This window comes from Phenylobacterium sp., from assembly GCF_036963605.1.
GTDB lineage: Bacteria > Pseudomonadota > Alphaproteobacteria > Caulobacterales > Caulobacteraceae > Phenylobacterium.
This window is the reverse complement of record NZ_JBALUY010000046.1, coordinates 1-11,775: the sequence shown is the minus strand read 5'-3', so window position 1 is coordinate 11,775 and position 11,775 is coordinate 1. Positions and strand designations below refer to the sequence as shown.

The 11,775-nt window shown below is 70.1% G+C and carries 13 protein-coding genes; 8 read left to right on the top strand and 5 right to left on the bottom strand.

Going from position 1 to position 11,775, the window contains the following annotated elements; all coding sequences use genetic code 11:
- On the top strand, positions 1–705 hold a 705-nt coding region (locus V7702_RS10295), incomplete at its 5' end, for an NAD(P)H-dependent flavin oxidoreductase (protein WP_335650023.1).
- Here the strand turns inward: V7702_RS10295 and V7702_RS10290 are convergent.
- Genes V7702_RS10290 through V7702_RS10280 form a run of 3 tightly spaced genes read right to left on the bottom strand, consistent with a single transcriptional unit; the run spans position 680 to position 2,629 of the window.
- On the bottom strand, positions 680–883 hold the full coding sequence (locus tag V7702_RS10290; RefSeq protein ID WP_300576129.1) for a YgaP family membrane protein: 204 nt from the start codon (positions 881–883) through the stop codon (positions 680–682). The two genes, V7702_RS10295 and V7702_RS10290, sit on opposite strands and share 26 nt — an antisense overlap.
- A 28-nt stretch (positions 884–911) precedes the next feature.
- Entirely contained in the window at positions 912–1,349 is a 438-nt protein-coding gene (trxC, locus tag V7702_RS10285) for a thioredoxin TrxC (protein WP_335650022.1), read from the bottom strand.
- Positions 1,350–1,351: 2 nt separating this feature from the next.
- Positions 1,352–2,629: an NAD(P)/FAD-dependent oxidoreductase gene (locus V7702_RS10280; RefSeq protein WP_335650021.1), complete on the bottom strand. Its 1,278-nt coding sequence runs from the start codon at positions 2,627–2,629 to the stop codon at positions 1,352–1,354.
- Positions 2,630–2,787: 158 nt separating this feature from the next.
- On the opposite strand from V7702_RS10280, the gene V7702_RS10275 reads away from it, so the two are divergent.
- The 4 genes from V7702_RS10275 to V7702_RS10260 are packed head-to-tail and all read left to right on the top strand — an operon-like array spanning position 2,788 to position 7,809.
- The gene (locus V7702_RS10275; RefSeq protein WP_335650020.1) at positions 2,788–3,138 is read left to right on the top strand and encodes a rhodanese-like domain-containing protein; all 351 of its coding nucleotides are present in this window, start codon (positions 2,788–2,790) and stop codon (positions 3,136–3,138) included.
- Between the two features lie 21 nt (positions 3,139–3,159).
- Entirely contained in the window at positions 3,160–4,197 is a 1,038-nt protein-coding gene (locus tag V7702_RS10270) for an efflux RND transporter periplasmic adaptor subunit (RefSeq protein WP_335650019.1), read from the top strand.
- Positions 4,194–7,427, top strand: coding sequence for an efflux RND transporter permease subunit (locus tag V7702_RS10265; RefSeq protein ID WP_335650018.1), 3,234 nt, complete (start codon positions 4,194–4,196; stop codon positions 7,425–7,427). Before V7702_RS10270 ends, V7702_RS10265 begins: the two co-directional genes overlap by 4 nt.
- A 19-nt stretch (positions 7,428–7,446) precedes the next feature.
- Entirely contained in the window at positions 7,447–7,809 is a 363-nt protein-coding gene (locus tag V7702_RS10260) for an ArsR/SmtB family transcription factor (RefSeq protein WP_335650017.1), read from the top strand.
- Here the strand turns inward: V7702_RS10260 and V7702_RS10255 are convergent.
- Positions 7,806–8,408, bottom strand: coding sequence for an SAM-dependent methyltransferase (locus tag V7702_RS10255; protein WP_335650016.1), 603 nt, complete (start codon positions 8,406–8,408; stop codon positions 7,806–7,808). The genes V7702_RS10260 and V7702_RS10255 overlap by 4 nt on opposite strands.
- Positions 8,405–9,184, bottom strand: coding sequence for a sulfite exporter TauE/SafE family protein (locus tag V7702_RS10250; RefSeq protein WP_335650015.1), 780 nt, complete (start codon positions 9,182–9,184; stop codon positions 8,405–8,407). Before V7702_RS10250 ends, V7702_RS10255 begins: the two co-directional genes overlap by 4 nt.
- Before the next feature lie 77 nt (positions 9,185–9,261).
- On the opposite strand from V7702_RS10250, the gene V7702_RS10245 reads away from it, so the two are divergent.
- The 3 genes from V7702_RS10245 to V7702_RS10235 all read left to right on the top strand — a co-directional run.
- Complete coding sequence (locus V7702_RS10245; RefSeq protein ID WP_335650014.1) at positions 9,262–10,122, top strand: MBL fold metallo-hydrolase; 861 nt, start codon at positions 9,262–9,264, stop codon at positions 10,120–10,122.
- 90 nt (positions 10,123–10,212) lie between these two features.
- Positions 10,213–10,719 (top strand): chemotaxis protein CheW, encoded by a 507-nt coding sequence (locus tag V7702_RS10240; RefSeq protein WP_335650013.1) that lies wholly within the window; start codon positions 10,213–10,215, stop codon positions 10,717–10,719.
- Between the two features lie 53 nt (positions 10,720–10,772).
- Positions 10,773–11,775, top strand: a 1,003-nt coding sequence (locus V7702_RS10235) for a CheR family methyltransferase (protein WP_335650012.1), incomplete at its 3' end; no start/stop codon positions are given.

The following is an 11,775-nucleotide window of genomic DNA, read 5'->3' as shown; positions in this document are numbered from 1 at the left end:
CGGCCCGAGGTGGTCAGCTTCCATTTCGGCCTGCCGGCGGCGGACCTGCTGGCGCGGGTGCGGGCGAGCGGCGCGCGAGTTATCAGCTCGGCCACCACGGTAGAGGAGGCCGTGTGGCTGGCCGAGCGGGGCTGTGACGCGGTGATCGCCATGGGCTTCGAGGCCGGCGGCCACCGGGCGAGCTTCCTTACCGGCGACATGAACGCCCAGCCGGGGACCTTCGCCCTGGTCCCCCAGGTCGTCGATGCGGTGGATATCCCGGTCATCGCCGCCGGCGGCGTGAGCGACGGACGTGGCGTGGCTGCGGCCCTGGCGCTTGGCGCGGCCGGCGTCCAGGTGGGCACGGCCTATCTGAGAAGCCCGGAGTCGTTGATCCCCGACTTTCACCGCCAGGCGCTGGCGACCGCGCGGGATGACGGCACGGCGGTGACCAACCTGTTCACCGGCCGCCCGGCGCGCGGAATCTACAACCGGCTGATGGCGGAGATCGGCCCGATGTCGGCCGCCGCCCCGCCCTTCCCCACGGCCGCCGGCGCGCTGGCGCCGCTGCGGAGCGCACGCCCGGGGCCGGAGTTCAGCAATCTGTGGGCGGGTCAGGCCGCCCCCCTGGCGCAGGCGGTTAGCGCCGAAGAGGTGACCCAGAACCTGGCCCAGGACGGCCTCGCCCGGCTGGCCCGGCTCAGCGGAAGGCTGCGCCCGGCTTGACGCCCAGCTTCTTGAACACCAGGGCGGCGGGGCAGAAGCCGGTGAAGGCGGCCTGGATCATGTTGGCGCCGGCGAATGCGCTGAGCAGCATCCACCAGGGACTGACCAGATAGGCCAGGGCCACCCCGGCCAGGACGACGAGCCCGGCGAAGACGAAGACGGCGCGGTCGAGTGTCATGAGCTTGGCCTTTTGTAAGCGCCGCCGGTCAGGCGGTGGCGAGCGCCTGGTTCATCCAGGCGATGATCTGGTCTGTGGTCATGGCCCCGGCATTGCGGGCGACTTCACGGCCGTCCTTCAGCAGGATGAGGGCCGGAATGCCCGACACCCCAAGCGCAGCACTGGCCTCAGGCGCCTCGTCGGCGTTGAGCTTCAGCAGCCGCACCCGCGGCTCCAGGCGCTGGGCGGCGGCGGCGAAGTGCGGCGCCATCAACCGGCAGGGCCCGCACCAGGGCGCCCACACGTCCAGCAACACCGGCAGCCCCTGATTGGCCCGGCGATGAACCTGCAGGCGCGCAGCGTCCACATCTACCGGACGCCCCTGAAACAGGGCCTCGCCGCAGCGGCCACACTTGGCGGCGCCGGCGTCCCGCTCCGGCGGCATGCGGTTGGCGGCGGCGCAGTTGGGGCAGACGATCTGGACCATGGTCAGGCTTTCAACTTGCGGGCCCCGATCAGGTCGAGGGCCAGCTTCTCGTAGAAGGGCGCGCTTGCGCCGCGCTTGATCTTCCCGATGAAGTATTTCTCGAAGCCCACCTTCGCTAGGTGCACCCAGCCGCCTTCGGCCGCCCAGTTGAGATTGCGCGGCGGAATCTGCGGCTGGGCGATGAAGGCCACGCCGCCATCGCCGAAGTCCGCCAGGCAGATGGCGTTCCAGGTCGCCTCGTGCGTCGGCTCCTGGCCGTCCAGCATCTGCCGCAGATTTTCGGCGATGGCGGTGACCATGCTCTCGATCATGAAGCCGGTCTTGGGCACGCCCACCGGCACCGCCGTCTTGCCCACCGGCGGAATGGCGACGCAGACCCCCAGGGAGAAGACGTTGCGATAGGTCGGGTTTCGCTGGTGGCTGTCGGCCAGGACGAAGCCGCGGGGATTGGTCAGGCCCTCGATCCCCGCCACCGCCGAGACGCCGCGGAAAGCCGGCAGCATCATGGAATAGGCGAAGGGCAGGTCGTGGGTCGCGCGTACTGCGCCGTCCTCGGCCACTTCTTCAACCGACATCATGCCGTCCGTCACCTTCGCGACCCGGGCGTTGGTGATGAACTTGATGTGCCGGTCGCGCATCTCGGCCTCAAGCAGGCCCTTGGTGTCGCCGACCCCGTCGAGGCCCAGATGGCCTACATAGGGCTCGGCGGTGACGAAGGTCATCGGCACGCGGTCGCGGATCTTCCGACGCCGAAGCTCGGTGTCGAGGATCATGGCGAATTCATAGGCCGGGCCGTAGCAGGACGCGCCTTGCACCGCGCCGACCACGATGGGCCCCGGATTGCGGGCGAAGGTTTCGAAGGCCTCAGCGGCCTTCTCGGCGTGATCCACATGGCAGATCGACTGGGTGAAGCCGTCCGGCCCCAGGCCCTCGATCTCGTCGAAAGCCAGCTCCGGCCCCGTGGCGACGACCAGGTAGTCGTAGAACAGGCTCTCGCCGTCCTCGAGCTCAAGGCGGTTCTCCGACGGATGGACCCGTCGGGCGCCCACAGGGGTGAAGCCGATCTTCTTGCGCGCCATGACGGGGGCCAGGGCCACCTCGATGGCGTCGCGGCGGCGCCAGCCGATGGCCACCCAAGGATTGGACGGCACGAAATGAAAGGTGTCTCCCCGGGAGACGACCATGACCTCGGCGCGGGAGCCCACGGCGGCCTTGATCTCGAAGGCTGCGACGGCGCCGCCGAGTCCGGCGCCCAGGATGGCGATGATGGGTTTTGTCATGGGTCGATCCTGCTCCCGTGTGCGGGCTCCGCATTGATCGGGCTCAAGGCGCTGCGGGGCGTTCGGCTTCACAAGTCTAAGGCTTGAACCGCCTCCATATTCCATTATATGCGCATCTTCGCATATACAATGGCGATCACGCATTCAGGAGCCCGCCCATGACCGAGTCCGACATCACCGCCACCGACCTAAATGACCGGCTGACCGCCCGTCAGGTCGTGCTGATCGATGTCCGCGAGCCGGCGGAATATGCCGTCGAACGGATTCACGGGGCCCTCAACCTGCCGTTGACCACCTTCGATCCCGCCGCCCTGCCCGTGGGCGGCGATCGGCCGGTTGTCCTGCAATGCGGCTCGGGCAAACGCTCGGCTATGGCGCTGGGCCAGTGCCGCAAGGCCGGCGTCGAGGTGGCCGGCCACCTGGCCGGCGGCATCGGCGCCTGGCGTGCTGCGGGCCTGCCGGTCATCCGCATCGACCCCGCCACCGGCGCCGTGCGCGACGTCCGCTAGTCGCCTCCCGAAGGATTGTTCATGCGTCCCCTCCTGACTGCGAGCCTGCTGGCCCTGACCCTTGGGGCCGCCGCCTGCGCCGAACGCGGCGAGCCGACGCCTGAGCCCAAGGTCGTGGCGGTCGCAGGCGAAACCCTGACCCTGGCGGCGACCACCGTCGACGACCTCAAGCCCGTGGCCGCCACGGTGACCACCCGCGACATGGCCGAGGCCCGGGCCCGCATCGGCGGCACCCTCAGCGCGCTGCTGGTCCGGGAGGGTGACTATGTCCAGAGGGGCCAGGTCATCGCCCAGGTGAGCGATCAGCGCCTCAATCTGGAGACCACCGGGTACGAGGCCCAGGCCGCCGCCGCCGCCGCCGAGGCCGCCCGCGCCGACGCCGATCTGGCGAGGGTCCAGACGCTCTATGACAAGGGGTTCTACGCCAAGGCCCGCCTGGACCAGGCCACCGCCGCGGCCAAGGCCGCCCGGAGTCAGGTGGACGCCGCCCAGGCCCGGCGCGCCGCCAGCGCCGAGCTCGGCGCTCAGGGGGCCATCATGGCGCCTTCTGCAGGCCGCGTCCTGAAGGCCCCGGCCCCGGCCGGATCGGTCGTGGCCGCCGGACAGTCCGTGGCCACCCTGACCTCGGGCCAGCCCCTGCTGCGCCTGGAAATGCCAGAGGGCCAGGCCCGCGCCCTGAAGGTCGGCGACCGCCTGCCGGTGGCGTCGGATGACATCCCCGGCCTCGCCGCCTACGGAACCATCATCCAGGTCTATCCGGCGATCACCGCCGGCCAAGTCACCGCCGACCTCGCGGTCGAGGGCCTGCGCGCCGACCTGGTGGGCCAGCGGGTGGGCGTGAAGGTGAAGGTGGGCGAACGCCAGGCCCTGGTGGTGCCCGCCCGCTACGTCGCCCGGCGCTTCGGCCTGGACTTCGTCCGGCTGGTCGCCCCCGACGGATCGGTCAGCGAGATCGCCGTCCAGACCACGCCCGCCGCCACGTCCGGCATGGTGGAAATCCTGTCCGGCGCGCGGCCGGGTGATCGCCTGGCGCCGGTCCCGGCCGAGGCCGCCCGATGAACCTCGGCCTGTCGGGGCGGCTGACCCGCGCCACCATCCACTCGCCCCTGACGCCCCTGGCCCTGCTGGCGGCGATCGCCGTCGGGCTGATGGCTCTGTTCTCCATCCCGCGGGAGGAAGAGCCGCAGATCAGCGTGCCCATGGTCGATATCATGGTCTCCGCGCCGGGCCTGCGCGCGCCAGACGCCGCCGAGCTGGTGGCCAAGCCCCTGGAGACCATCGTCCGCAGCATCGACGCGGTCGATCATGTCTACACCCAGGTGCAGGACGACCAGGTCCTGGTCACGGCCCGCTTCGATGTGGGCGAGGATCCGGACGCCGCGGCCGTGCGGGTGCACGAAAAGGTCCAGGCCAATATGGACCGGATTCCCGTCGGCATCCCAGAGCCGATGATCGTCACCCGGGGGATCAACGACGTGCCCGCCGTCGTCCTGACCCTGACCCCGAAGGCCGGCGCCAGCGACCGCTGGAGCGACCAGGCCCTCTATGACGTGGCCCAGAAGCTCCGCACCGAACTGGCCAAGGTCGAGGATGTCGGCCTGACCTTCGTGGTCGGCGGCCGGCCCGACGAAATCCGTATCGAGCCCGATCCCCAACGGCTGAACCTGCGCGGCGTGGCCTTGGGCTCGGTGATCGAGGCCGTCCGGCAGGCCAATCGGAGCTTCCCCGCGGGCGTGATCCGCCAGGACGGCCAGGCTGTGGAGGTCGCGGCCGGCGACACCCTGGCCTCGGCCCAGGCGGTCGGCCTGCTCACGGTGGCCTCGGTGGACGGCCAGCCCGTCTATCTCCGCGACGTGGCCGACGTCATCCAGGCGCCGCGGGAGGATCAGGCCCGCGTCTGGCGCCACAGTCGCGCCGCCGAGGGCTGGTCAGAGGCGCCGGCCGTCAGCCTGGCCATCGCCAAGCGCAAGGGCGCCAACGCCGTGGTCGTGGCCGATCACATCCTCGAGCGCGTAGAGACGCTGAGAGGCGGATTGATCCCCGACAGCCTGGAGGTGGCGGTCAGCCGCGACTATGGCGAGAGCGCCAACGAAAAGGCCAATGAGCTGCTCTTCCACCTGGGCCTGGCGACGGTCTCCATCGTCATCCTGATCGGCCTGGCCATCGGCTGGCGCGAGGCGGGCGTCACCGCCGTGGTGATCCCGACCACCATCCTGCTGACCCTCTTCGCCTCAAACCTGATGGGCTACACCATCAACCGGGTCAGTCTGTTCGCCCTGATCTTCTCGATCGGCATCCTGGTGGACGACGCCATTGTCATGATCGAGAACATCTCCCGCCACTGGGCGATGCGGGACGGCCGCTCACCCACCCAGGCGGCGATCGAGGCGGTGGCCGAGGTGGGCAATCCCACCGTGGTCGCCACCCTGACCGTGGTGGCGGCCCTGCTGCCCATGCTGTTCGTCTCAGGGCTCATGGGTCCCTACATGGCGCCGATCCCGGTCAACGCCTCGGCGGCCATGGTGTTTTCCTTCTTCGTCGCCGTGGTCATCGCGCCCTGGCTGATGGTCCGCTTCGCCCGCCAGACCCTGGCCGATGGGTCCGGACACGGACACGGCGAAGGCGGCGGGCGGCTGGGCCGGGCCTATCGCGCCCTGGCCGGTCGGGTCATCGCCAGCCGCCGCAGCGCCTGGATCTTCCTGATCGCCGTCGGCCTGGCGACGCTCCTGTCCATGGCCATGTTCGCCACCCGCACGGTGACGGTGAAGCTGCTGCCCTTCGACAACAAGTCGGAGCTGCAGGTGGTCCTCGACCTGCCCGAAGGCGCCAGCCTCGAAACCACCGAGCGCACCCTGTCCGCCGCCGCCCAGATCGCCGGCGCCCTGCCCGAGGTGACCGCCATCGAGGCCTATGCGGGCACCGCCTCGCCGTTCAATTTCAACGGCCTTGTCCGCCACTACTTCCTGCGCAACCGCCCGGAGATGGGCGACCTGGCCATCACCCTGGCTCACAAGAGCGACCGTCGACGGACCAGCCACGCCGTGGCGCTCGATCTGCGCGAACAGCTGTCCGCCCTGCCCCTGCCGAGCGGCGCCTCGCTCAAGGTGGTGGAGGCGCCGCCAGGACCGCCGGTCATGGCCACCCTGCTGGCCGAGATCTATGGCCCCGACGCCGAGACCCGCCGCGCCGTGGCCGCCGAAGTGAAGGCCCTGTTCGCCACCGTCCCCTACATCGTCGATGTGGACGACAGCGCCGGCCAGCCGCGGCCGCGCCTGCGTCTGACGCCCGTGCGCGAGCGACTGGAATATCTGGGCGTCTCCGAGGGCGAGGTCCTGGACTCCATCGGCGCGGTGCTGGGCGGTGGGCCCGTGGGCTACGCCCATCGCGGCGAGGGCCGCACGCCCCTGGAAATCTCCGTCCGCCTGCCCCAGTCCGACCGCACCTGGAGCGAGCGCCTGGCGACCACGCCCGTGGCGGTAGCCCAGACGGCCGACGGCCGCCGGCTCGTGGAGCTGGGCGAGGTGGTGGAGGCCCAGGCCGAGAGCGGCTCGCACATGATCTATCGCCGCGACGGGCTCGACGCCGAGATGGTCACCGCCGAACTGGCCGGCCAGTACGAGGCGCCCATCTACGGCATGCTGGCGGTGGGCGAGGCGATCGAGGCCCACGACTGGAGCGACCTGCCCGCCCCGGAAATCCGCCTGAACGGCCAGCCCAAGGACGAGCGCACGCCGACCCTGCTGTGGGACGGGGAATGGGAGATCACCTGGGTGACCTTCCGCGACATGGGCGCGGCCTTCGCCGTGGCCATCCTCGGCATCTATGTGCTGGTGGTCGCCCAGTTCAAAAGCTTCCGCCTGCCCCTGGTGATCCTCACCCCCATTCCGCTGACCCTGGTGGGGATCGTCATCGGCCACATCCTGTTCGGGGCGCCGTTCACGGCCACCTCGATGATCGGCTTCATCGCCCTGGCGGGGATCATCGTGCGCAATTCGATCCTGCTGGTGGACTTCATCCGCCACGCCCAGACCGGTGAGCGGCCCCTGCGCGACGTCCTGCTGGAGGCCGGCGCCATCCGGTTCAAGCCCATCGTGCTCACCGCAGCAGCGGCCATGATCGGGGCGGCGGTGATCCTGTTCGACCCCATCTTCCAGGGTCTGGCGATCTCGCTGCTGTTTGGTCTGGCCTCCTCGACCCTGCTCACCGTGCTGGTCATTCCGGCCATCTATGTGGTGTTGCGCGACGACGGCCGGCCCGCCAGCGCGTCCGACGCCTTGCCCAGGGCCTGAGGCAGGCTAGATAAGAATCATGACTGACGTTTCCGCGCCCCTCGCCCGACGCCTGCCCAAGCCGGCCGAGCTGGCCGAACTGGAGGCCAGCGCTGCGGCCGCCGCGCGGCTGATGAAGCTGATGGCCAGCGAGCAGCGCCTGATCATCCTCTGCCATCTCGGCGAGGGCGAGTGCTCGGTGGGGGAGCTGGCTCAGCATGTGGGCCTGGCGCAATCAGCCTGTTCCCAGCACCTGGCCAAGCTCCGCGCCGAGGGGGTCGTCGGCACCAGGCGTGAGGGCCAGACCATCTTCTATCGGCTGACCGACCCCGCCGCCGCCCGGGTGATCGACACCCTGTGCGACATCTACCGCGGCAAGCCCCAGCCTGAACCGGCCGCCTAAACCGGCCTGCGGGCGACCAGGTCGATCAGGGCGGATTGGCCGCTGTGGCCGGCGCCCTCCTGGATCACGGCGTCATAGGCCGACAGCTCCAGGATTTCGAAGTCGCTGAAGGCGGCGCGCAGCAGGGCCTCGGTATAGAGGTTCTCGGGCGCGCGCGGGCCGCCGGTGCCATAGGCGATCTGTTCGGGCCGGTAGCCTTCCAGCAGCAGCAGGCCGCCGGGCTTCAGGGCGCGCTTCAGGCCGGCGAAGATCTGGTCGCGCAGCTGCGGACCGGCGAACTGGATGAAGATCGCCGCCACCACGTCGAACTGCGCCTCCGGCCAGGTCCAGCTGGCCAGGTCGACCTCTTGCAGCCGCAGGGTGGTCCCCCGGGCCTGGGCCAGCCGCGCCGCCTTGGCCTGGGCCACCGGCGAGGAATCCACCGACAGGACGTCCAGGCCCTGCTCGGCCAGCCAGACACCGTTGCGCCCTTCGCCGTCCGCGACGGCCAGGGCGCTCAGTCCCGGCCTCAGGCGATGGGCCTGGGCGGCGAGGAAGGCGTTGGGGGCATCGCCGAACAGATAGGCCTCGCCCTGATAGCGCTCATCCCAGAAACTCATCCGCTCAGCCCCTTCCAGGCGACATAGGCCGCGACCACCAGAACCAGACCCGCAAAAAGCCGCCGCGCCAAGAGGGCGTGCCCCGCCAGGACGCCCGCGGCCCTCAGGCCAAGCCAGCCGCCCCCTGCGCCGCCCAGGATGAACAGACCCGCCACCGGCCAGACCACCTGTCCCGACAGGGCGTAGTTCGCCGAGGTGGCGACGCCGAACAGGCTGACGGACAACAGTGACGACGCCGCCGCATTGGCCAGGGTCATGCCGGCCGCCGCCATCAGGCCCGGCACGATCAGGAAGCCGCCGCCGATGCCGAAGAAGCCCGCGGCGAAGCCCGTCGCCAGACCGATGGGGGCCAACCGCAGGGTCAGGGGCCACGAGATGTGAACCAGGGGGTCGCCGTCGGCCTTGGGTCGCCGCATCATGGCGAGCGCGATAGCCGCCATGGCGAGGGCGAACAGCGTCAACAGCGCCTGGCCGTCGACCTGCTTGGCCAGGCTGGAGCCCCCTACCGCGCCCGCCAGGCCCGCGGCCCCGAACACGCTGGCGCAGGGCCACTTCACCCGGCCGCTGCGGGCGTGGCCCAGCAGATTGACCGCCGCGCTGACCGCCACGGCCGCCGCCGACGTCCCGATGGCCAGATGGGTGTCGCCCAGGCCCACCACATAGAGCAGCGCCGGGGTGGCCAGGACCGAGCCCCCGCCGCCGAACACGGCGAGCAGCAGGCCCACCACCGCCCCACTGGCGATTGCGGCGATCATGGTTGTGTGGGTGAGGTCCATTGCGCCTCCTTATTCGGTAGATAGGCGCATTTGCTATATTAGCAATAGTGCATATATAGGGCGGGAAAGGAGACCCCATGTCCGTTCAGCAGAAGAGCTTCTTCCACGAGCCCACCTCGACGGTGACCTATCTCGTCTGGGACGAGGCCACCGGCGCGGCCGCGGTCATCGATCCGGTCCTCGACTATGAGCCCCGCGGGGCCAAGGTGTCCGGGGGGCAGGCCTCGGAAATCCTGCGGTTCCTCAAGGACCATGGGCTGAACCTGGCCTATGTGCTGGAGACCCACGCCCACGCCGACCACCTCTCGGCCGCCGCCAGGCTGCGCGAGGCCACCGGCGCGCAGGTGGTGATCGGCGCCCATATCACCGCGGTGCAGGACTATTTCGGCAAGGTGTTCGGCGCCGCCGACGTCGCCCCGGACGGCGCCGTCTTCGATCGCCTGGTGCAGGAGGGCGACACTCTGATGCTGGGCGAGACGGCGATCGGCGTCCTGCACACCCCGGGCCATACGCCGGCCTGCGTCACCTATCTGATCGATGGCGCCGCCTATGTGGGCGACACCCTGTTCATGCCCGACTACGGCACCGCGCGGGCCGACTTCCCCGGCGGGGACGCCGCAACCCTCTATCGCTCCATCCAGAAGATCCTGGCCCTGCCCCCCGAGACCCGCATCTTCGTCGGCCACGACTATCTCACCGACACCCGCAAGACCCACGCCTGGGAAACCACGGTGGCGGCGCAGGCGGCAGAGAACATCCATCTTCGCGATGGGGTCAGCGAGGCCGATTTCGTCGCCCGCCGCGAGGCCCGGGACGCCAACCTGCCGCCCCCGGTCCTGATCCTGCCGTCCCTGCAGGTGAACATCCGGGCCGGCGCCCTGCCCCCGCCCGAGGCCGATGGTCGGGTTTATCTTCGCCTGCCCGTCACCGTGACCTGACCTGCGCGACAAGGGCCGAAGCGCCCTTGTCGCGGCCCACCCATGCGAATGACGATTGGCGAGCCGGCCGCAATGGTGTTCTAGACTCCCATGGCTTCGCAGAACGACACCTACCTGGTGCTGGACGTGGCCGGCGTGGACATGGCTCTGCCGATGACGGCGGTGGCCGAAATCCTGCCGGTGACCCGGTTTGATCGCCAGGCGCCCTGGCCCAAGGTGCTGGCCGGCTTCATGAATCTACGGGGCCAGCCCTTGGCGGTCATCGACCTCGCTCGGGTGATGGATCCCCAGCGGGAGGTCTCGCCGCCCGGCCTCTACAGCCACGTCATTCGCCTGGCCGAAGCCCACGGCGGCGGAGGCCTCGGCCTGCTGGCCGACCGCGCCAAGGACGCCGAGATTGTGGCCGACGCCTTCACCGAGGTCGATGATGACGCCAGCGCCAATGGCGTGATCGGCGGCAACCTGCTGATCCTCGGCCGCCTGACGCCCCTGATCGACGTGGATCGCCTGCTTCTGCTCGAGGAGGAGGTGCGGCTGGCCGAGATCGCCGAGACCCTGCGCACGAGGCTTGAAGCCTCGGGGCATGGCGAGCCCTGAGCGCCTTCCCGGTCTTCGCGCCAGACCACCCGTACTGGCGGCTGAAAGCGGAGGTGATCGCCCGCACCGGCCACTTCTACTATGCCGACAAGGACGATGTGCTGTGGGATCGGGTGCGGCGCCGGCTGGCGGCGCTGCGCCTGGCGGATGTCGAAGCCTATGTTCGCCTGCTGGGCGATCCCCACGCCGGCCCTGCGGAATGGCGGCGGCTGGAGGGCGAGGTCACCGTCGGTGAGACCTATTTCCTGCGTTATGGCGAGCAGTTCGCCGCCCTGCGCGCCACCATCCTGCCCGACCTGATCGCCCGCAACGCCGAGACCCGGCGCCTGCGGATCTGGAGCGCCGGCTGCGCCACCGGCGCCGAACCCTATTCGGTGGCTATCCTGGTCGCCGAACTGCTGGGCGACCGCATCGCCGACTGGCGGATCACCATACTGGGCACAGACATCAACGAGGCCGCCCTGGAGGCCGCCCGGGCCGCCAGCTTCGGGGCCTGGGCGCTCAGATCGCTTTCCGCCGAACAGCGCAGCGCCTGGTTCACCCCCGAAGGGCGCAGCTGGCGGCTGCGGCCTCGGTTCCGCAGCCTGGCCCGTTTCCAGCACGGCAATCTTCTGGACCTCCTGGGACCAGACGCGCCCATCGACCTCACGGATTTCGACCTCATCCTCTGCCGCAACGTGCTGATCTACTTCCATCCGGACACGATGAACGCGGTAGTGGCGGCTCTGGCCGGTCGGCTGGGACCGGAAGGTTGGCTGCTCGTCGGACACGCCGAGCCAAATCCCGGCTTCGAGGCGCATGTGCGGACGGTCTCTCTGCCCGGCGCCACGGCCTATCGCCGGCGCAGCGGCGACGATCCAGCCCCGGTAGAGACGCCCCAGGCCTGGGCGCCGCTCGTCTTCGATCCGCCACCAATTCCGGGCCAGGCGCCGGCGCCGCCCGCGCCCAGGAGGGCGGCCGCGAAACAGGCGCCGCCTGTTCCGCCGCCTGCGCCCGTCCCCGCCGACATCCCGGAAATCCGCGCCCTGGCCGACCTCGGACGCTTTCCTGAGGCCG